The organism is Streptomyces racemochromogenes, from assembly GCF_039535215.1.
Lineage (GTDB): Bacteria > Actinomycetota > Actinomycetes > Streptomycetales > Streptomycetaceae > Streptomyces > Streptomyces racemochromogenes.
Genome location: NZ_BAAAWT010000001.1, coordinates 635060 through 655054, shown reverse-complemented (window position 1 = coordinate 655054; position 19995 = coordinate 635060). Strand labels below are relative to the sequence as shown.

Sequence of the window (19995 nt, the reverse complement as noted above, 5' to 3'; positions counted from 1 at the left end):
CCCCCTCGAACGAACCCCATCCCCGGGTCGTCCGCAACCGGAGCCGGCCGGGGGGCGGCGGGTGGCCGAAGCGGCGTGCGGGCGCCGGAACCGCCGCTGATCACGTCGGATAGGTTGAACGAAGCCCACCCGAAGGCACGGTGACCGATCGTCACCTCACGCCCCGGGGCCCGGACCGGCGACGAAGGAGCCACCGCCCGTGATCGTGATAGCCCACCTCAGTGACGTCCACCTCGACGGCGGGCCCCGGGCCGCCGAGCGCACCCGCGCCGTGCTGGACTACCTGGACGGCCTCCCGTACGACCTCGCCGCGGTCCTGATCAGCGGGGACATCACCGACAACGGGACCCCGGACGAGTACGAGGAGGCCCGGAAGCTGCTGACCTCGCGGCACCCGCTGGTGATCTGCCCCGGCAACCACGACGAGCGCCTCGCCTTCCGCCGGGGCCTGCGGGGGGAGGAGGAGCCCTCCGCCGCCCCGGTCGACCAGGTGCTGCGGGGCGAGGGCTTCGTGCTGGCGGTGTGCGACTCCTCGGTCCCGGGGGAGCACCACGGGTACCTGGAGGACTCCACCCTGGAGTGGCTCGACGGCGTCCTGACCGCCACGCCGCCGGAGGTGCCCGTCCTGGTCGCCTTCCACCACCCGCCGGTCGCACTGCACACCCCGTACGTGGACGACATCAGGCAGTTCGGCGAGGAACGCCTGGAGGCGCTGGCCCTGCGCCACCCCCACCTGCGCGCCTTCCTGTGCGGGCACGCCCACACGGCGGCGGCGACCACCTTCGCGGGCCGCCCGCTGCTGGTGGCGCCCGGGGTGGTGTCCACCCTGCGGCTCCCGTGGGAGGAGCAGAGGGACCCCGGTCACCACGTGCACCTGGACGAGCCGCCGGCCGTCGCCTTCCACGTGCTGGGTGGGGACGGGCGGCTGACGACGCATTACCGGGTGGTCGTCGCCCGGCGGTAGCTGCTGCCGTCGCGGGTCCGGGTGAGCCGGCCCGAGGTGATCAGGTAGCGGCGCAGGGCGGAGCAGTCCTCGTGCACGGTCCGCAGCGCGTCGTTCACCTCGGGCTCCGAGTACTCACGGTCCGCGGCGAAGAGGGTCTCGCTCAGGTGCTCCAGCAGCTGTTCGCGGCGGGCGGCCTTGCGCGGGATGGCGAGGAGGCGTCCGCCGGAGAAGAGGTCGGCGACCCCGCGGGGCTCCCGCCGGCCGGTGTCGCGCTGCTCGGCGCCGCGCTGCTCGGCGCCGCGCTGCTCGGCGCCGTGTTGATCGGTGCCGTGTTGATCAGTGGTCTGTGACATGCCCAGAGCTTCGCCCGGGCCCATCGGGCCGTGCAACGCGTTTTCCCCCGCTCCCGGGCCGGCCCGGGAGCGGGGGACGCGCAGCGGGAGCCGTCAGGGGGTGACGGCGATCTGCTGGGACGGGTCGGTGGTGTCGGTGACCTTGTAGACGGCGTTGAAGGTCGACGTGGTCGCGCTCGTCGGGCAGCCGAAGCCGCCGGTGACGGTCACGGGGACGGTCGCGTTGGTGAAGGTCAGGCTCGACGGGGCGCCGTTCGTCCAGCTGCCCGGGGCGCTGGCGGCCCCGCCGGGCGCGGCGGTGACGGTGCAGGAGGCCAGGCCCGAGGTCTGCACCACGAGCCCGCCGGACGGCACCGTCATGGTCGCCGTGATCGGGGAGCCGTTCTGCATCGACACCGCCCAGGACCCGCTGGTGGTCACCGTCGCGCTCACGCCCGGCATGCTGGTCGTACAGGAGCTGTAGGTCGGCGGGGAGATGGGCGAGGAGACCGGGCCCGCCGGGTTCTGGTTGCCGGGGGCGGCCGGCACCGAGCCGGTGGATACGGAGACCGAGCAGGTCACCGTGACCGAACCGGCCTTGAGGGTGGCCTTCCCGCTGAGGGTGGCCTTGAAGGCGTGCCCGGCCGGGGTGACGGTGGTCGACCCGGCCGCCGGTAACGGCGCGGCGGTGGCGGTGGCGGAGGCCGCCGTCAGTGCGGCCGCGGCGGCCAGGCCGAGGGCGAACGCGGTGCGCGTACGGCTCATGGCTGTGCTCCTTGGGGATCGGGGTGCGGAGTGGGGGAGTTCCCGGCGGGGGAGGGCCGGGCGGGGGCGGCGGAGCCCCCGGCGCGTGGGGCGGCGTACGGCTGCCAGGCGAACATCAGCCCGCCGCCGAGGATGCCGAGCAGGGTGCCGATCAGGAACCCGCCGAGGTTCGACATGACCAGCGCGGCGGTGGCGACGAGCGTGGTGAGGATCCCGGCGAGGGTGCGCTGTGCGGGGGAGAACCAGCCGGTGAGACCGAGGACGATCATGACGGCGCCCATCAGGACGGACGGGATGCCCGCCACCCCCTGCTGGAGCATGATCTTCAGCGGGGCCAGCGGCAGCACGCTGATCCACGCGCCGGCCAGGACGGCGAAGAGCCCGCCCCAGAAGGGCCTGCCGCGCCGCCACCGCCGCCAGCGGCTCAGAAGCATTCCTTCTTGCCCTTGCTGATGTCCATGCTCAGCCCGGAGAGCTTGAAGGTGCCGGCGTTGGTCGCCCACGCCGTCTGCTGGAGACTGCTGATGCTGACCTTGTCCGCCTGCTGGGCGAACAGGTCCTGCATGCCCTGGGCCTCCGCCGGACCCTTGTCGAGGGTGGAGGCGTCGCGCCCGATCTCGATGTTCGTGAACTCGGCGTCGCCGGCGAGCTGGGTGGCGTCCACGAACAGGTTGGAGGCCTCGACGGGGGCCTTCTTGCCGGCCGTCAGGTTGAGCGAGATGTCCCCGATGACGGGGAGGCTGGTGACCACCGACTGGCACAGCTCGTGCAGTTTGGCCTCCTTGATGGCGGTGACCGCCACCGGGATCAGCTCCTGACGGGCGTTGACGTCGACGCTGCCGTACTGGGCGAAGCCCTCGCCCTCCAGGCTCTTCGCCGACACCTTGAACTGCTGGCCCGACACCGCGAAGGAGGCGGCGAGCGCACCCTGGGCGAGGGCGATGCCGAGACCGGCGGTGACCGCGACGGCGGGGGCGGTCAGCAGGACGAACCTGCGCCAGCGGACCCGCCCGCCGTCTCTGACGAGCTCCTCGCCGGGCGGCTCGGCACCGGATCCGGGCCCGGATTCGGATAAGTTCGGTGAATTTGCCATGAGATGGTCCCTATCTCGGCTGTGCACCTTTGTTACCGACGAGTTGAATGTAAGAGTGCCAATGGTGGTTGGCAAGGTTGTGCGAGTGCACCCTTTGAGCCGACTCCTACTGCTCCGTACGCAGCAGTTCGGCGACCTCCGCCTCCACCCGGCGGCCCATCGCCCGGGCGAACTCCGTGGCCACCACCTCGCCGGCCACCGGCCGCAGCGCCGCCACCGCCTCCCGGACATGATCCAGCTGACTGGCCGAAAGTCGCCCCAGCCCCTCCATGCCGATCACGTGCCGCCGGAACAGCGCCACGAAGCGGTCCGCCAGCGCGGCCGCCTGGACCTGTACGAAGTCCCCCGCGTCCAGGATCTCCCCGAGCGGCACCCCCTGCCGCACCAGCGCCACCGTCGCCTCCAGCAGCCGCCGGCTCGCATACGTGACCCGCTCCCCGTCCAGGCGTACGTAGCCCAGCTCGGCCGCCCGCCGGGTGTGCTCGGCCGTCGCCCCCGGGCCGAACAGCTCGCGCAGCTCGGCCCGGGTCATCGTCACCGGCTCCTCCTGCACCCAGTCCCGGGTCAACTCCCGCTCCAGGCCCAGCAGTTCGGACAGTCCGCCGCCGTGCTCCCAGGCGGCCAGCAGCTCGCCGATGCCGTTGACCGTGTACCCGCGCCCCAGCAGGTCGCTGATCAGCCGCAGCCGGGTCAGGTGGTCGTCGGAGTACCAGGCGATCCGGCCCTCGCGGCGGGGCGGGGGCAGCAGCCCGCGCTCCTGGTAGTAGCGCAGGTTGCGCACCTTGACCCCCGCCGCGCGGGCCACGTCCTCCCGGCGGTAGCGCCGGTCCCCGCCGGCGTCCTGCGCCGCGTCCTGCGTACCGTCCGTCTGCGCCTCGGTGCTCACGCGGCCGAGTGTAGGACCTACCGGCGGGTGTACCGGCAGGTCACATGGGGCGGGGCCGCGACTCGCGCTTGACCGCCCGCAGCACCACGAACTTCGGCTCGCTCGCGGCGACTTCGCAGTTCCCGAACAGGCGCTGGAGGTGCGTGTGGTAGCCCATGTGCCGGTTGGCGACCACCCACAGCTCCCCGCCCGTGCGCAGCGCCTTGCGGGACTGCGCGAACATGCGCAGCGCCGTCGCGTCGGTCGTCGCCTGGTGGGAGTGGAACGGCGGGTTGTTGAGGATCAGGTCCACGGAGGAGGGCGCCAGCATGGCCACCCCGTCGCCGACGAGGAACTCCGCCGTCCGCCGGCCGGGGCGGACGTTGGCCTCGTACGTGGCCCGGGCCGATGCGACGGCCTGGTACGACTCGTCGGTGAAGACCACCTCGGCGTCCGGGTCGGCCACCTGCACGGCCGTGCCGACGACGCCGTTGCCGCAGCCCAGGTCCACGACCCGGGCGCCGTCGGTGTTGGTCGGGATGCTCTGGAGGAAGAAGCGGGTGCCGACGTCCAGACGGTCCGCGCAGAAGATCCCGGCGTGGTTGACCGTCGCCAGCCCGGCCCCCGAGCCGCCGTCCTCGTCGACCGTGTACGTCACCGGCCACGGCGAGGGTCCGGCGGCGGCGAGCAGCGCCGGGTCGGGGGTGCAGAAGATCAGCCGGGCCTTCTTCTCGGCGAGCGAGGTGCGCGTCGGCCCGAGGATCTTCTCGAAGAGGTTCAGCGTGGAGGTGTGGATCTCCTTGACCATGCCGGTGCCCACGACGACCGTGCCCGCGTGCAGGTGCGGGGCCAGCCGGTGCAGCTGGTCCTCCAGCAGCGCCAGGCTCTTGGGCACCCGGACGAGGAGTACGTCGATCCGCGCGGGCGGCGCGTCCCGCGTGGTCAGCAGGGTCACCGTGGACTTGGAGGTGCCGATGCCGGCCCGGTCCAGGTTCGCCTCGGTCGCGGCGCGGGCCAGCGAGGAGTCGGTGATCTGGGCGGGGCGGTACGCGGCCAGGGCCGTGGTCAGCGCCCCCCAGCGGTCGCCGACGACCGTGATCTGCCCGGCGCCGGCCAGGTCCACCGGGCCGCGCTCGCCGGTACCGGCGTCGAGGTGGCGCAGCAGGTACTCGTCGGCGGCGTCCCAGGCGCGGAGCCGGTCGCGGGGGTCGGTGGGGAAGCGGGTGAGTTCGTAGGAGCCGAAAGGCGTGGTCAGGCGGTTCATATTGGCACCCAGGCTAGCCGAGGCGGCCCCGGACGCGTGCCCGGCCGCACCCGCGCCCTGACATTCCACGCCAAGGAGCGGTGCCGGCCCGCCGCCGCGCCACTAAGTTGTGGGCATGAGCAATCTCGATCGCCAGCCCGCTCTCTCCGCCTGCGGCGGCCGCGGCTTCGTCGTGGCCGAGCCGGTGCGCGAGCTCCTCAGCCCGCGCACGGTCAAGCTGGGGGAATCCACCGAGGTCCGCCGACTCCTGCCGAACCTGGGCCGCCGCATGGTGGGCGCCTGGTGCTTCGTCGACCACTACGGCCCGGACGACATCGCGGACGAACCCGGCATGCAGGTCCCGCCGCACCCCCACGCCGGGCTGCAGACCGTGAGCTGGCTGCACGACGGCGAGGTGCTGCACCGCGACAGCACGGGCAGCCTCGCCACGATCCGCCCGCGCGAGCTGGGCCTGATGACCTCCGGCCGGGGCATCAGCCACTCCGAGGAGAGCCCCCGCCCGCACGCCCGCCTCCTGCACGGCGCCCAGCTGTGGGTGGCCCTCCCCGACGCCCACCGCGACGTCGCCCCGCACTTCCAGCACCACGCCGACCTCCCCCGGGTCACGGCCCCCGGCCTGGACGCGACGGTGATCCTGGGCACCCTGGACACGGCGACCTCCCCGGGCACCGCGTACACCCCCATCGTCGGCGCGGACCTCGCCCTGGCCGCCGGCACCGAGACCCGCCTCCCCCTGAACCCGGACTTCGAGTACGCGGTCCTCTCCATGTCGGGCGAGGCCCACGTGGACGACGTCCCGGTCCTCCCCGGCTCGATGCTCTACCTGGGCTGCGGCCGCACCGAACTCCCCCTGCGCGCGGCCTCGGACGCGGGCCTGATGCTGCTGGGGGGCGAGCCGTTCGAGGAGGAGATCGTGATGTTCTGGAACTGGATCGGCCGCTCCCACGAGGAGATCGCCCAGGCCCGCGAAGACTGGATGAACGGGTCCCGATTCGGCGAGGTAAAGGGCTACGACGGCCCTCCGATTCCCGCCCCGGAACTGCCTCCAACCCACCTGAAAGCGCGGGGAAGGGTGCGTTGACCTGCTCTTTCATGCGGACCCGGGCCGGGTGCAGTGTTCGCGCCCGGCCCTCCGCTTCGCGTTCCGCAGGAGGGTCGGCCGGCTGTGGCGCGACAGCCGTCGGAGCCAGCGGTCGAGGCTCCTGACCGGCACCGCGAACCGCATCAGCGGCCGAGCCGGCTGCGCCCCGCGCGCGCTCGCGGCGCAGGGGTCGACGCCACCCACACCGTCGACGACTGCTCCGGAAAGCCCACGTACTTCGCCATGGAAACCGGCTTCCGCTACACCGAATCCCTCGGAGCCGGCGCACCCGCCCCACGGGATTTGTTCACCGCGTTCGTCAAGGCGGCCGAGTCCAAATTCGGGTGTGCCAAGTCGTAGTGGCCCGTCGTTGGCCTTCAACTGGAGGCGGGCGTAGGGGGTCACTCCAGGCCGGAGACCCTGAAGACCGTTCGGGCCGTCTCGCGGTCGATGCGCTGCGCAAGCTGTTGCAGGGCGGTCACGCCGGAGAGCAGGGTGCCCTGCCGGATCGATGCGCGTGCGTCCGTATCGAGGAGGTGCCACATCGCCGGATTGCGGACCAGGACGGTCGGGTCGATCTCGACCCGGCTTCCGTCCGTGTCGCGAAGGACCATCCGCTGGGCCACCCCGTCAGACCAGCGGACCGAGACGAGGCAGTCGGTGCGGACCGTGTCCGTCGTGAGCAGTCCGCGGGAGCTCAGCAGGCCAGGACGTACGGAGACCCGAGACGGATGCAAGATCACGAAGAGCAGGCCGGCGAGGCCGGTCCACAGGGCGCCACGCGTCGGATCGAGGGTTCCGAAACCGGCGTCCACGACGAGCAGAGCGGCGAAGAGGAGGAACGCGACGCCGATCGCAGAGCGCAGCTCACCAGCCCAGTGGACGTCGTGCGCGAGGGGGCCGGGACGTGCCGCCGCGGCGGCGTGTGCGCCGGTCGGGGCAGGGGTGCGACGTCGTTCCATGAGAGCGACGTTAGGGCTGGTAGAGGCTCTGGAGCCGGACTCTGACGCACCGCTGATGTGATGGCTACGCCATCTTGATGAGACTCCCCTCTTCCGAGCGGAAGCCCGTCGGCCTCAAGGGCCCGGTGGGGTGAGTGACGGCGACGGCCGGGAGTCGTCGTACGGCGGCGGGCTCCATGGTGCGGGGGTGGGCGAGGGCTTGAAGGGTCCTGCCCGGTTCGCCATGAGGATCAGCATCGTCCCGGTGAAGAGCAGAGTGATGATGATGAGGGCGCGCCCGACGGAGTTGTGGGGGTTGTAGGAGTAGCGGTTCGTACCCCACTTGCTCCGTCTGAAGACCGGTTCGTCGTCGTACCGCACAGGCAGTCTCCTTCAAGTCACAGGGGGGAGGAGGATAGTCCGGTCAGGGCCGTGGAACGGTTCGAAGGCACGCTCACGGTCGTCGGCGTGGATCCGGGGCCCCGGTCGGCGATCCTGATCTCGACCCGGCCGGCCAGGGCGCTCGCCGTCACCAGCACGGGAAGGTCCCCGGGGGCGTGGCGGACCGCGTTGCCGACCAGGTTCGCCAGGACCCGTTCAAGGAGAGGCGGGTCGGCCTGGAGCGCCGGGACCGTCTCCAGGTTCTGTACGTCGATGCCGGGCCCGTCCGCGGACAGCGGTTCCAGGGAGTCCAGTGCGGCCGGCAGGACTTCCTGGAGGGTGGTGGCCCGCAGTTCGAGGGTGAGGGCGCCGGCTTGCAGGCGGCTGAGATCGAGCAGGTTCTCCACGAGCCGGTTCAGCCGGTTGAGGGACAGCTCGGCGGATTCGAGCTGCTCTGCCCGGTCCTCCTCGGAGAAGTCGATGTCCGGGGCGCGCAATGAGGTGATCGCGGCCAGTGCCCCTGCCAACGGGGTGCGCAGGTCGTGGCTGACGGCGCGCAGCAGGGCGGTGCGCAGGCGGTCGGCGGCCTTGATGGGTTCGACTTCGGCCGCGGCCTCGGCCAGGCGGGCCCGCTCGACAGCGGCGCCGACGTGCGCGGCGAAGGCGGCCAGCACACGGCGCTCGGAGGAGGGCAGCGTACGGCCTCGCAGGACGAGGAAGGCCCCGGATCCGGCCGCGACCACCAGGGCGGGGTCCGAACCCGCGCGGACGCGGCGCCCCCTCTCGGTGCCGGAACCGGCGTCGGGGGCTTGAGGGGCCAGCGCGACGGTGTCCATGCCGAAGGTCTCGGGCCACGGCCGAGGCGGAGACGATGCCCTCCCTCGCAGGCAGCATCGTCCACGGCGACCAGACCATACCGGCGCTGCTGGAACGCACCCGGGGGGCGGCACGGCGGGAGAGCCGTAGGGACCGGTCCGCCGCGGCGGCCACGGTCGCGGCGACGAAGGCGAAGACCACCAGAGCCAGCACGCTGTCCGGGTCGCTCATGGTGAACTCGCCTATGGGCGGCATGAACCAGTAGTTGAGGAGTAACGCGGCGGTCAGCGCCGCGACCAGGGCGGAGGCCACTCCGCCGATGCAGGCCACTCCGACGACGGCCACCAGGAAGAGCGGTGCTTCGCTGGTGAGGTTCAGCGTGCCGCGCATCCGGTCGAGGGCGAGGGTGAGCAGTACCGGGAGCACCACCCCGGCCACGGGGCCGGCGATGAGCCGGGAGGTGGGGAGCGTGCGGCGGCGGGACGGCAGCAGCCGGCCGTGACCCGCCCGCTCGTGCGTGACCATGTGGACGTCGACGTCCTCGGAGAGCGCCACCACGGTCTCGCTGATGCCTCTGCCGGTGAGGAAACGTTCCAGCCTCCGGCGGCGGCTCGTACCCAGAACGAGCTGGGTGGCGTTCTCCGCCATCGCGAAGTCCACCAGGGCCGTGGGAACTTCGTCGCCGACGACGGAGTGGTAGCTGCCGCCCAGGTCCTCGACGAGGGCCCGCTGCGCGGTGAGTGCCGCGTGCGAGACCCCGGCGGCGAGACCGTCGCTGCGCGTGATGTGCACGGCGAGCAGCTCGCCGCCGGCGGACCTGCCGACGATGCGGGCGGCGCGGCGGATCAGGGTCTCGCCCTCGGGACCGCCCGTGAGCGCCACCACCACCCGCTCCCGGGTCTCCCAGACGTCCCCGATTCCGTGCTCGACCCGGTACTTGTGCAGGGCTTCGTCCACCCGCCCGGCCAGACACAAGAGCGCAAGTTCGCGCAGCGCGATGAGGTTGCCGGGGCGGAAGTAGTTCGCGCGGGAGGCGTCGATCCGTTCCGGGGGACAGATATTGCCGTGGGCCATCCGGCGTCGGAGTCCCTCAGGGGGTATGTCGACCAGCTTCATCTCGTCGGCACGGCGTACGAACTCATTGGGGACCGTTTCGCGCTGCGGCACCCCGGTGATCTTCTCGACGACGTCGCTCAGCGACTCCAGGTGCTGGATGTTGAGGGTGGTGACGACGTCGATCCCGGCGGCGAGCATGTCCTCGACGTCCTGCCAGCGCTTCGGGTGCCGGTCTCCGCCCGGGACGTTGCTGTGGGCGAGTTCGTCGATCAGCACCACCTGCGGCTTCCTGGCCAGCAGCGCCTCGCGGTCCAGCTCCGTGTACCGGCCCCCACGGTAGTCGTGGCAGGCCAGGGGGAGCATCTCCAGACCGTCGAGCTTCGCCTCGGTGTGCCGGCGCCGGTGGCACTCCACGAAACCGCCCACGACGTCCGCGCCGCGGGCCACCCGGCGGTGCGCCTCGTCGAGCATCCGGTACGTCTTGCCGACACCGGGAGCCGCGCCCAGAAAGACCTTGAGCCTTCCGAGCCAGAGGTCCGGCCGCGCACCGGCCGCCGGGGCGGCCTCGTGGATGGTCGTCACGCTCAGAACTTCTCGGGGAAGAACAACGCCAGGACCAGATACCCGACAAGGCTGACCGCGACGACGATGCCTACGACAGTCTCCGTGCTCACCCGTACACCGACTCCTCCGTGCGTCCTCGACCTCACCAGCGAACATCAACAGAACACTGAACGAAACGGCCCATACGGCTTCCTGACGCGGGTCGGCCGGGACTTTGACGGTGTATTGACGGCCGCTCTTGTTCCTCGTGTTGCTGGCCACGGTCGTGCCCACGGGCGCCCGCCGATGGCGAATCCCCGCGCACTCACTGCTCGCCCCTGCTCTACGCCAGTGCGGAGGACTGTCCCGGCGCGAACTGCGCCTCGTGAGGGAGCCGGTCAGCGTGCTCGCCGTCGGCCTGGTCCTGGCCTCGGCGGCCGCAGGGGGGTTTGCTGCCGTGGTTGGATCCCTTCTTGCGGCGGGCCCTCTTCCTGCGTGCGCGCTTGGACATGCCGGTGTACCCCTTCAGACGGTGTGGCCGACGAGGAGGTCGGCGAGCTTGTTGAGGCGCTTGACGGTGCGGTCCTCGGTGGCGGCGGGGGCCGGGGCGACACGCTCGGAGCGGTCGTAGTACGCGCCGTTGACGATCTCCGTGGCCGCGTCGCAGAGCCGTGCGACGTGACGGGCGCCTTCCGCGGCCGGCGCGCCCTCGTGTCCGTACAGCGGAAGGAGGCCGGTCTCGCACACGCCGGCGGTGGCGATCAGCCGGTCGGTGGCCGCCTGGGACTCCTCGGGGGTGCGGCCGTGGAGGAGGACGGTGGCGCCGCGCTCGGCGAGCTGGCGGGTGGTCTCGTAGCCGATGCCGGAGGTGGCTCCGGTGACGACTGGCCGCTGGCTGGACGCAGACTGGTGTGGCGACGGAGCCGGAAGACGGTCCGGCGGCACGCGGCTGGTGGCGGTGACCCGAACATCGTCCGAAGCGGCGCAGGGTCCCACCGTGGGGGTACGGACCTGAGCGAGCGCGTGCCGGTCACCCGTCGCGCAACACATGAGCCGTCCGGCTCTCCGGTGAGGGGATACCGGGGCCGGACGGCTCGCGTGTTTTCCCGCGTAAGCGAAGCCGAGTCCTCTCGGCTGGCAAGTAGTTGCTAATGTGGCAAGTAGATGCCGGGCTGGCAGGTACAAGGTTGCTCGGCGACGGCGGGAGGGGTTTGCCATGCATGAACAGGCCGACGCAGCGGCATCGTTGAAGGGAATTGCGCGGATCGAGGGGACCGTGCGGGGGCGAGGCGGCTGGTATGTCGGCTACCTCTGGCTGTTCGCCGTGTGGCAGCTGGCCCTCGTTCCCGCGGTGCTGCTGTGGCACGGGCGAACGGGAACACTCGTCAGCACGCTGTCGAACGCTCTCGTGGTCATGGGGCTGTCCCTGTTCGCCACGCGGCAGCCCGTAGTCCCGCGCGGCTACGGCGGCAGGCACCTCAGGGTGATCGGAGGGTGGGCGGTTGCCTACGTCCTGACCCTCGTGTTCGGCTTCACCGTCTTCCTGGACAGCGTCGCGTTCGCGGCCGTGGCCGCCCTCGCGTGCGCGCTTCCGGCTGCTGCGGCAGCCTGGCGGGAGGTGCGCGCCGTATGACGCCGGTGGCCTCGGCGGGTGCCGGGCAGGGCCCTCATCCGCGGCACGGACTCGCGCCCCTTCTGGCGTCGGCCGTGCGTCTGTCGATCGTCGCGGCCCTCGCTGCCGTGGAGAAGGCCGAGTTCGCCTACGTACGGGATCTCGTCGAGATCACCGACTCCGCCTTGTCGAAACAGGTCTCGCGCCTGGAGGAAGCGGGTTGGGTGACGGTCGAGAAGGGGCAGGTAGGACGCCGGCCACGGACCTGGCTGTGTCTGACCGAGGAGGGACTGGCCGCCTACCGGCGCCACGTCGCCGCGCTCACGGCAATCGCGGGTCCGCTGTACTGATACGCGGGGCGATGGCTGCCACAGCCTGTGACCAGCCTCGTCGGGACCCGGTCCGCGGGCCCCGACGGATCGGCCGGTTGTCGCGTTGTCAGGTGACCGCAGAGGTCGGCAGGTCCGCGGTGACCGGCGGGGTGCCGCCTGCCATGGGAAGTGTGAGGACCATGGTGAGGCCGCCGCCGGGGGTGTCCTCAGCGGTGAGGGTGCCGCCGATGGCCTCCGTGAAGCCGCGGGCGACGGCGAGTCCGAGGCCGACGCCGGCGCCTCGCGGGGCGTCGCCGTGGCGTTGGAAGGGTTCGAAGATGCGGTCCTTGGCCTCGTCCGGGACGCCGGGGCCCCGGTCGACGACCCGTAGTTCGACGCGGCTCCCCAGAGCGCTGGCGGAGACGTTGACGGGCTGGCCGGCAGGGCTGTACTTGACCGCGTTCTCGACGATGTTGGCGACGGCCCGCTCCAGCAGACCGCGGTCGACGGCGACCATCGGAAGGGTCTCGGGGATGTCGAGTTCGACACGGTCCTCCGGTACGCCGCCCAGGGCCATGGGGACGACCTCGTCGAGGTCGGTCTCGCGGATGAGCGGTACGACGGTGCCGGTGTTGAGGCGGGACATGTCGAGGAGGTTCCCGATCAGGGCCGCTAGGCGGTCGGCGCCGTCTTCGATCCCTTCGAGGAGTTCGGCCTTGTCGTCATCGGACCATTCGACGTCGTCGGAGCGCAGGGAGCTGACGGAAGCCTTGATGCCGGCCAGCGGGGTGCGCAGGTCGTGGCTGACGGCGGCGAGCAGTGCGGTGCGGATGCGGTTGGCCTCGGCGAGTGAGCGCGACTTCTCCGCCTCGTCGACGAGGCGCTGGCGGTCGAGTACCACGGCCGCCTGCGCGCCGAAGGCGCCGAGGACGCGGCGGTCCTCGGCGGGCAGGACCCGGCCGGTCAGGGCGAGCGCCAGGTTGTCGCCGATGGGCAGGTCGACGTCCGCCTCCTCGGGACGGCTGACGGGACCGGTGCCGACGGATGCCGCCGTCGTCCAGGGGTCGACTTCACTGGTGCGTTCCAGCAGGACGACCGACTGCATGGCGAAGGTCTCACGGAGCCGTTCGAGGAGGGCGTCGAGGGAGTCCTCGCCCCGCAGGACACTGCCGGCGAGGAAGGAGAGGATCTCGGACTCGGCGCGCAGCCGGGCCGCCTGGTGGGTGCGCCGGGCGGCGAGGTCGACCACGGAGGCCACCGACACCGCCACACCGACGAAGATCGCGATGGCGACGATGTTCTTCGGGTCGGAGATCGTGAACTGGTGCAGCGGCGGCGTGAAGTAGTAGTTCAGGAGCAGGGACCCGAACGCCGCCGAGGCGAGTGCGGGGAGCAGCCCGCCGAGGAGTGCCGCCGCCACCGTGCACGTGAGGAAGAGCAGCATGTCGTTGGCGAGGCCGAGGTCGGGGACGAGCTGGTTCAGCAGAACGGTGAGCAGGACGGGGCCGCCGATACCGGCCAGCCAGCCCCAGATGCGGCGGGACCGTCCAAGGCGTGCGCCGCGCGCGACGGGCAGGCCGCGGCCCTTGGCGGCCTCGTCGTGGGTGACGATGTGGACGTCGAGGTCCGGGCCCGATTCGCGGGCGACGGTGGCGCTGACGCCGGGGCTGAAAACGGACTGCCAGGACTTGCGGCGACTGACCCCGAGGACGATCTGGGTGGCGTTGCAGCCGCGGGCGAACTCCAGGAGCGCGTCCGAGACGTCGTCGCCTATGACGTGGTGGAAGGTGCCGCCCAGGTCCTCGACCAGGGTTCGCTGGACGGCCAGCTCCTTGGGTGAGGCGGCGGTGAGGCCGTCGCTCGCGGCGATGTAGACGGCGAGTACCTCGCCGCCCGCGCCCTTCTCCGCGAGACGGGCGGCGCGCCGGATGAGCGTACGGCCCTCGGGGCCGCCGGTGAGGCCGACGACGATGCGTTCGCGCGCCTGCCAGGTGGAGCGGATGTTGTGCTCGCCCCGGTACTCCTGGAGGTACTCGTCGACCCGGTCGGCCACCCACAGCAGCGCCAGCTCACGCAGAGCGGTCAGATTGCCGGGACGGAAGTAGTTGGAGAGGGCCGCGTCGACCTTGTCGGGCTTGTAGACGTTGCCGTGGGCCATACGGCGCCGCAGCGCCTGCGGGGACATGTCGACCAGCTCGATCTGGTCCGCCCGCCGGGCCACCTCGTCGGGGACGGTCTCGCGCTGGCGGACACCGGTGATCGTCTCCACCACGTCGCCCAGCGATTCCAGGTGCTGGATGTTCACGGTCGAGACTACGTCGATGCCCGCCTGGAGCAGTTCCTCCACGTCCTGCCAGCGCTTGGCGTTGCGCGAGCCGGGCACGTTGGTGTGGGCGAGCTCGTCCACCAGCGCGACGGCGGGGCGCCGGGCGAGGATCGCGTCGACGTCCATCTCGGTGAACGTGGAACCGCGGTACTCCAGCTCACGCCGCTCGATGAGCTCGAGCCCGTGCAGCATTACCTCGGTCCGCGGCCGGCTGTGGTGCTCGACGAATCCGACGACGCAGTCGGTGCCCCGCTCGACCCGGCGATGCGCCTCGGAGAGCATCGCGTACGTCTTGCCGACGCCGGGTGCCGCACCGAGGTAGATGCGGAGCTTGCCGCGTCCCATGTTCAGACTCTTCTTCTCTGTTGGCGGTCGGGCGGATGATCAGGGTTCGAAGCGGTATCCCATGCCCGGTTCGGTGATCAGGTACCGGGGGTGCGAGGGGTCCGCTTCCAGTTTGCGCCGGAGCTGGGCCATGTAGACGCGCAGGTAGTTGGTGTTCTCGCCGTAGGTCGGGCCCCAGACCTCCAGCAGCAGTCGGGCCTGGGTGATCAGTCGGCCCGGGTGGGTGATGAGGATTTCCAGCAGGTGCCACTCGGTCGGGGTCAGGCGTACCGTGCGATCGCCGCGGTACACCTTCTTCGCGACCAGGTCGACGGTGAACTCTTCGGTCGTGACGCTGGAGACCTCGTCGGCCCGCGAGGCGCCTGCCGGCTCCTGTCTGCGGGCGGCCGCCCGCAGGCGGGCCAGGAGCTCGTCCATGCTGAACGGTTTCGTCACGTAGTCATCGGCGCCCGCGTCCAGGGCCCGGATCTTGTCCTCCGAGGTGTGGCGGGCGGACAGCACCAGGATGGGCACGCGGCTCCAGCCGCGAACACCCTTGATCACGTCGACGCCGTCCATGTCGGGCAGCCCGAGGTCGAGCACGATGACGTCCGGCTTGCGCGCGGCCGCCAGGCGCAGGGCCGAGTCGCCGTCCGGAGCCTCTTCGACCTCGAATTTGCGCGCCTGGAGATTGATCTTCAGGGCGCGGACGAGCTGGGGATCGTCCTCCACCACCAGCACCCGGGTCATGGGTGTGCAGCCTTTCCTTCGATGCGGGCACGGTCGGGAGCCGGCGAGACGCGAGCATCCGCGCCCCGCCGGCTCCCGGTCCGTGCGATGTGGCACATCAGCTCTTGGTCAGTGCCTTGAGGGCGGTGTTGAGTTCGAGGACGTTGACGCGGGGTTCGCCCATGAAGCCGAGGGTCCGGCCGGTGGTGTGGTCCGCGACGAGCTTCTCGACCTGCTTGACGTCGAGCTTGTTCTGCTCGGCGACCCGGTGGACCTGGAGCTTGGCGTACGCGGGGGAGATGTTCGGGTCCAGGCCGGAGCCGGAGGAGGTGACGGCGTCGGCCGGGACGTCCTCGGGCTTGACCTTGTAGCCGGCCGTGGAGTTGTCGGCGATGACGCCTTCCTTGGCAGCGACGACCTGCGCGCAGAGGGTGCCTTCCTCGGCGTCCTTGGTGCACTTGCCGTCCACGGCCCCGTTGTCGGCGGAGCGGTTGGTGGCGCCCGACAGGATCAGCGAGTACTGGGTGTTGACGCTGTTGGCGCCGAGGCCGTTGGAGGGGCGCGGCTGGAACCACTTCAGGTCCGGCTTCGCGGCCTCTTCCGGGTCGTCGGGGTTCTGCTTCGGGAGGTTGTAGGTCTGCCCGATGAGGGAGGAGCCGACGACGTTGCCGCTCTTGTCCTTGATCTCGGAGCCGTTGGCCTTGTCGTTGAAGAGGGCCTGGGCGATGCCGGTGACGGCGAGCGGGTAGATGACCCCGCAGATCACGGTCAGGACGAGCAGGGCGCGCAGGCCTGCGCCTATCAACCGTGCGGTGTTGCCTACAGAGTTGTTCATGTCGTCTCAGCCGATTCCGGGGATGAGGGTGATGAGGAGGTCGATGATCTTGATGCCGATGAACGGGGCGATCAGACCGCCCACGCCGTACAGCCCCAGATTGCGGCGGAGCATCTTGTCGGCGCTGGTGGGCTTGTACTGCACGCCCTTGAGGGCGAGCGGGACGAGCGCGATGATGATCAGCGCGTTGAAGATGACGGCCGAGAGGATCGCCGATTCGGGCGAGTGCAGGCCCATGATGTTGAGCTTGTCCAGGCCCGGGTAGACCACGGCGAACATGGCCGGGATGATCGCGAAGTACTTCGCGACGTCGTTGGCGATCGAGAAGGTGGTCAGGGCGCCCCGGGTGATGAGGAGCTGCTTGCCGATCTCGACGATCTCGATGAGCTTGGTGGGGTTGGAGTCCAGGTCCACCATGTTCCCGGCCTCCTTGGCGGCGGAGGTGCCGGTGTTCATGGCCACGCCCACGTCCGCCTGCGCGAGCGCCGGGGCGTCGTTCGTACCGTCACCGGTCATCGCGACGAGCTTGCCGCCGGCCTGCTCCCGCTTGATGAGGGCCATCTTGTCCTCGGGGGTGGCCTCGGCGAGGAAGTCGTCGACGCCGGCCTCTTCGGCGATGGCCTTCGCGGTGAGCGGGTTGTCGCCGGTGATCATGACGGTCTTGATGCCCATGCGGCGCAGCTCGTCGAACCGCTCCCGCATGCCCTCCTTGACCACGTCCTTGAGGTGGATCACACCGAGGACGCGGGCGCCCTTGTCGTCCTTGACGGCGACGAGTAGTGGTGTACCGCCCGCTTCCGAGATGCGGTTCGCGAGGAGGTCGGCGTCGTCGCCGACCTGGCCGCCCTGCTCCTCGACCCAGGTGATGACCGAACCGGCCGCGCCCTTGCGGGTCTGCCTGCCGTCGACGTCCACACCCGACATACGGGTCTGGGCGGTGAACTCGATCCAGGTGGCGTGCGCCAACTCGCCCTGGTGACGCTCGCGGAGCCCGTACTTCTCCTTCGCCAGAACGACGATGGAACGGCCCTCGGGGGTCTCGTCGGCCAGCGAGGACAGCTGGGCGGCGTCGGCCAGTTCGGCCTCGGTGGTGCCCTTGACGGTTACGAACTCGGAGGCCTGACGGTTGCCCAGGGTGATGGTGCCCGTCTTGTCGAGCAGCAGCGTCGACACGTCGCCCGCGGCCTCGACGGCCCGGCCGGACATGGCCAGGACGTTGCGCTGGACCAGGCGGTCCATGCCGGCGATGCCGATCGCGGAGAGGAGCGCGCCGATGGTGGTGGGGATCAGGCAGACCAGCAGGGCCGTCAGCACGATCATCGACTGCTCGGCGCCCGCGTAGATCGCGAAGGGCTGGAGCGTGACGACCGCGAGCAGGAAGACGATCGTGAGGGACGCGAGAAGGATGTTCAGCGCGATCTCGTTCGGGGTCTTCTGCCGGGCCGCGCCCTCGACCAGAGCGATCATGCGGTCGATGAACGTCTCACCGGGCTTCGTCGTGATCTTGACGACGATGCGGTCCGACAGGACCTTCGTACCGCCCGTGACCGCGCTGCGGTCGCCACCGGACTCCCGGATGACCGGGGCGGACTCGCCCGTGATCGCGGACTCGTCCACCGAGGCGACGCCCTCGACGACGTCACCGTCACCGGGGATGACGTCCCCGGCCTCGCAGACCACCAGGTCACCGATCTTCAGCTCGGTCCCCGGTACGGACTCCTCGCCCCCGTCCTTGGTCAGGCGGCGGGCGACGGAGTCCGTCTTGGCCTTGCGCAGGGTGTCGGCCTGCGCCTTTCCACGGCCCTCGGCGACGGCTTCGGCGAGGTTGGCGAAGATCGTGGTCAGCCACAGCCAGGCCGTGATGGCCCAGCCGAACCAGTCCGTCGGGTCCTTGACGGCCAGCACGGTGGTCACGACCGAGCCGATGAGGACGACGAACATGACCGGCGACTTGATCATGACGCGTGGGTCGAGCTTGCGGATCGCGTCGGGGAAGGACTTGACCAGCTGCGTGGGGTCGAAGAGGCCGCCGCCGACGCGGCCGGTCGGCGGCTTGTGGCCCGTGGGCAGGTCCTCGTGCGGGGCACGGGTCGGGGTGGCGGTGCTCATGATGCGAGCCCTTCGGCGAGCGGACCCAGCGCGAGCGCGGGGAAGTAGGTCAGTCCGGTGACGATGAGGATCGTGCCGACGAGCAGGCCCGTGTAGAGCGGCTTGTCGGTGCGAAGGGTGCCCGCGGTCTCGGGGACGGGCTTCTGCTCGGCCAGCGAGCCGGCCAGTGCGAGGACGAACACCATGGGGAGGAAGCGGCCCAGGAGCATGGCCAGGCCGATCGTGGTGTTGTACCACTGGGTGTCGGCGTTCAGGCCGCCGAAGGCCGAGCCGTTGTTGTTGGCGCCCGAGGTGTACGCGTACAGGACCTCGGAGAAGCCGTGCGCGCCGGAGTTGAGCATCGAGTGCGGCGGGGTCGGCAGCGCCATGGCGGCGGCGGTGAAGCAGAGCACGAGCGCCGGGGTGATCAGGATGTAGCAGGCCGCGAGCTTGATCTCGCGGGTGCCGATCTTCTTGCCCAGGTACTCGGGGGTGCGGCCGACCATCAGGCCGGCGATGAACACCGCGATGATCGCCATGACAAGCATGCCGTAGAGGCCGGAGCCGACACCGCCCGGCGCGATCTCGCCGAGCTGCATGCCCAGCAGCTGGATCCCGCCACCCAGCCCGGTGTAGGAGGAGTGGAAGGAGTTGACCGCACCGGTCGAGGTCAGCGTGGTGGCGACCGAGAAGATCGCCGAACCGGCGATGCCGAAGCGGGTCTCCTTGCCCTCCAACGCCCCGCCCGCGACCTCGAAGGCCGGACCGTGGTGCGCGAACTCGGTCCACATCATCAGGGCGGTGAACCCGAGCCAGATGGTCGCCATCGTCGCGAGGATCGCGTAACCCTGGCGCAGGCTTCCGACCATGCGGCCGAAGGTGCGGGTCAGCGCGAACGGGATGACGAGGATCAGGAAGACCTCGAAAAGGTTGGAGAAGGGGGTCGGGTTCTCGAAGGGGTGGGCGGAGTTGGCGTTGAAGTAGCCACCGCCGTTCGTGCCGAGCTCCTTGATGACCTCCTGGGAGGCCACGGCGCCCCCGTTCCACTGCTGCGAGCCGCCCATGAACTGACCGACCTCGTGAATGCCGGTGAAGTTCTGGATGGCGCCGCAGGCGACCAGAACGATCGCGCCGATCACGGCGATCGGAAGGAGGATCCGGACGGTGCCGCGGACCAGGTCCGCCCAGAAGTTGCCCAGCTCACCGGTACGGGAGCGCGCGAAGCCCCGTACGAGCGCGACCGCGACGGCCATGCCGACCGCGGCGGAGACGAAGTTCTGCACCGCCAGGCCGCCGGTCTGCACGACGTGGCCCATGGCCTGCTCGCCCGCGTACGACTGCCAGTTGGTGTTGGCCACGAAGGAGGCGGCCGTGTTGAACGCCTGGTCGGGGTCGATGGAGGCGAAGCCGAGCGAGCCGGGCAGGACGCCCTGGGCGCGCTGGAGGCCGTAGAGGAACAGGACGCTGACCGCGGAGAAGGCGAGGACGCCGCGCAGGTAGGCGGGCCAGCGCATTTCGGCGGACGGGTTGGCACCGATCGCCTTGTAGATCCACTTCTCCGGGCGGTAGTGCCGTTCGGAGGAGTAGACGCGGGCCATGTAGTCGCCCAGCGGGCGGTAGGCCAGTGCGAGCGCGGCGATCAGTGCGAGGAGCTGGAGCACACCAGCGAGAACGGGACTCATCGGTG

Annotated in this window: 20 protein-coding genes and 1 pseudogene; 4 read left to right on the top strand and 17 right to left on the bottom strand. The window is 70.8% G+C overall.

Annotated elements, in window-relative coordinates; all coding sequences use genetic code 11:
• Positions 1-199: 199 nt before the first annotated feature.
• Positions 200-964, top strand: coding sequence for a metallophosphoesterase (locus ABD973_RS03070; RefSeq protein ID WP_125823342.1), 765 nt, complete (start codon positions 200-202; stop codon positions 962-964).
• Here ABD973_RS03070 and ABD973_RS03065 read toward each other — a convergent pair.
• From ABD973_RS03065 to ABD973_RS03040, 6 genes are all read right to left on the bottom strand, one after another.
• The gene (locus ABD973_RS03065) at positions 937-1152 is read right to left on the bottom strand and encodes a DUF2087 domain-containing protein (RefSeq protein ID WP_345504444.1); all 216 of its coding nucleotides are present in this window, start codon (positions 1150-1152) and stop codon (positions 937-939) included. The genes ABD973_RS03070 and ABD973_RS03065 overlap by 28 nt on opposite strands.
• Before the next feature lie 240 nt (positions 1153-1392).
• Positions 1393-2043 carry a hypothetical protein gene (locus tag ABD973_RS03060; RefSeq protein ID WP_345498258.1) on the bottom strand — a complete coding sequence of 217 codons (651 nt, stop codon included), beginning with the start codon at positions 2041-2043 and terminating at the stop codon, positions 1393-1395.
• Positions 2040-2477, bottom strand: a complete 438-nt coding sequence (locus ABD973_RS03055) for a DUF6114 domain-containing protein (protein WP_345498256.1) — start codon at positions 2475-2477, stop codon at positions 2040-2042. The genes ABD973_RS03060 and ABD973_RS03055 overlap by 4 nt, the downstream gene beginning before the upstream one ends.
• Positions 2468-3136, bottom strand: a complete 669-nt coding sequence (locus ABD973_RS03050) for a DUF6230 family protein (protein ID WP_386381826.1) — start codon at positions 3134-3136, stop codon at positions 2468-2470. The genes ABD973_RS03055 and ABD973_RS03050 overlap by 10 nt, the downstream gene beginning before the upstream one ends.
• Positions 3137-3242: 106 nt before the next feature.
• Positions 3243-4022 (bottom strand): MerR family transcriptional regulator, encoded by a 780-nt coding sequence (locus tag ABD973_RS03045; RefSeq protein WP_345498254.1) that lies wholly within the window; start codon positions 4020-4022, stop codon positions 3243-3245.
• Positions 4023-4062: 40 nt separating this feature from the next.
• Positions 4063-5256, bottom strand: a complete 1194-nt coding sequence (locus ABD973_RS03040; protein ID WP_125824285.1) for a methyltransferase — start codon at positions 5254-5256, stop codon at positions 4063-4065.
• A 124-nt stretch (positions 5257-5380) separates the two neighbouring features.
• Here ABD973_RS03040 and ABD973_RS03035 point away from each other — a divergent pair, with 124 nt between their 5' ends.
• Complete coding sequence (locus ABD973_RS03035; RefSeq protein WP_125823346.1) at positions 5381-6346, top strand: pirin family protein; 966 nt, start codon at positions 5381-5383, stop codon at positions 6344-6346.
• 401 nt (positions 6347-6747) lie between these two features.
• Here the strand turns inward: ABD973_RS03035 and ABD973_RS03030 are convergent, their stop codons facing one another.
• From ABD973_RS03030 to ABD973_RS02995, 6 genes and pseudogenes are all read right to left on the bottom strand, one after another.
• Positions 6748-7308 carry a hypothetical protein gene (locus tag ABD973_RS03030; protein WP_345498251.1) on the bottom strand — a complete coding sequence of 187 codons (561 nt, stop codon included), beginning with the start codon at positions 7306-7308 and terminating at the stop codon, positions 6748-6750.
• A gap of 114 nt (positions 7309-7422) precedes the next feature.
• Complete coding sequence (locus ABD973_RS03025) at positions 7423-7668, bottom strand: hypothetical protein (RefSeq protein WP_125823348.1); 246 nt, start codon at positions 7666-7668, stop codon at positions 7423-7425.
• A gap of 54 nt (positions 7669-7722) precedes the next feature.
• A pseudogene (locus tag ABD973_RS34705) lies at positions 7723-10128 on the bottom strand (sensor histidine kinase); the annotation flags it as partial.
• Positions 10125-10214, bottom strand: coding sequence for a K(+)-transporting ATPase subunit F (gene kdpF / locus ABD973_RS03005; RefSeq protein ID WP_125594421.1), 90 nt, complete (start codon positions 10212-10214; stop codon positions 10125-10127). The gene kdpF and the pseudogene ABD973_RS34705, both read right to left, overlap by 4 nt.
• A 212-nt stretch (positions 10215-10426) precedes the next feature.
• Positions 10427-10594: a hypothetical protein gene (locus tag ABD973_RS03000; protein ID WP_345498245.1), complete on the bottom strand. Its 168-nt coding sequence runs from the start codon at positions 10592-10594 to the stop codon at positions 10427-10429.
• A 14-nt stretch (positions 10595-10608) separates the two neighbouring features.
• Entirely contained in the window at positions 10609-11028 is a 420-nt protein-coding gene (locus tag ABD973_RS02995; protein ID WP_345498243.1) for an SDR family NAD(P)-dependent oxidoreductase, read from the bottom strand.
• A gap of 271 nt (positions 11029-11299) precedes the next feature.
• Between ABD973_RS02995 and ABD973_RS02990 the strand changes: the two genes are divergently transcribed.
• Both ABD973_RS02990 and ABD973_RS02985 read left to right on the top strand, forming a co-directional pair.
• On the top strand, positions 11300-11716 hold the full coding sequence (locus ABD973_RS02990) for a hypothetical protein (RefSeq protein ID WP_125823350.1): 417 nt from the start codon (positions 11300-11302) through the stop codon (positions 11714-11716).
• Entirely contained in the window at positions 11713-12045 is a 333-nt protein-coding gene (locus ABD973_RS02985) for a winged helix-turn-helix domain-containing protein (RefSeq protein ID WP_125823351.1), read from the top strand. Before ABD973_RS02990 ends, ABD973_RS02985 begins: the two co-directional genes overlap by 4 nt.
• A gap of 88 nt (positions 12046-12133) precedes the next feature.
• On the opposite strand, the gene ABD973_RS02980 is transcribed toward ABD973_RS02985, so the two are convergent.
• The 5 genes from ABD973_RS02980 to kdpA form a co-directional block, all read right to left on the bottom strand.
• Positions 12134-14677 carry a sensor histidine kinase gene (locus ABD973_RS02980; protein ID WP_125823352.1) on the bottom strand — a complete coding sequence of 848 codons (2544 nt, stop codon included), beginning with the start codon at positions 14675-14677 and terminating at the stop codon, positions 12134-12136.
• A 39-nt stretch (positions 14678-14716) separates the two neighbouring features.
• The gene (locus tag ABD973_RS02975) at positions 14717-15406 is read right to left on the bottom strand and encodes a response regulator (protein ID WP_345498237.1); all 690 of its coding nucleotides are present in this window, start codon (positions 15404-15406) and stop codon (positions 14717-14719) included.
• Between the two features lie 97 nt (positions 15407-15503).
• Positions 15504-16220 (bottom strand): potassium-transporting ATPase subunit C, encoded by a 717-nt coding sequence (locus ABD973_RS02970; RefSeq protein WP_125823354.1) that lies wholly within the window; start codon positions 16218-16220, stop codon positions 15504-15506.
• A gap of 6 nt (positions 16221-16226) precedes the next feature.
• Positions 16227-18329, bottom strand: a complete 2103-nt coding sequence (gene kdpB / locus ABD973_RS02965; RefSeq protein ID WP_345498235.1) for a potassium-transporting ATPase subunit KdpB — start codon at positions 18327-18329, stop codon at positions 16227-16229.
• Positions 18326-19990 (bottom strand): potassium-transporting ATPase subunit KdpA, encoded by a 1665-nt coding sequence (gene kdpA / locus ABD973_RS02960; protein ID WP_345498233.1) that lies wholly within the window; start codon positions 19988-19990, stop codon positions 18326-18328. The genes kdpB and kdpA overlap by 4 nt, the downstream gene beginning before the upstream one ends.
• Between the last annotated feature and the right edge of the window lie 5 nt (positions 19991-19995).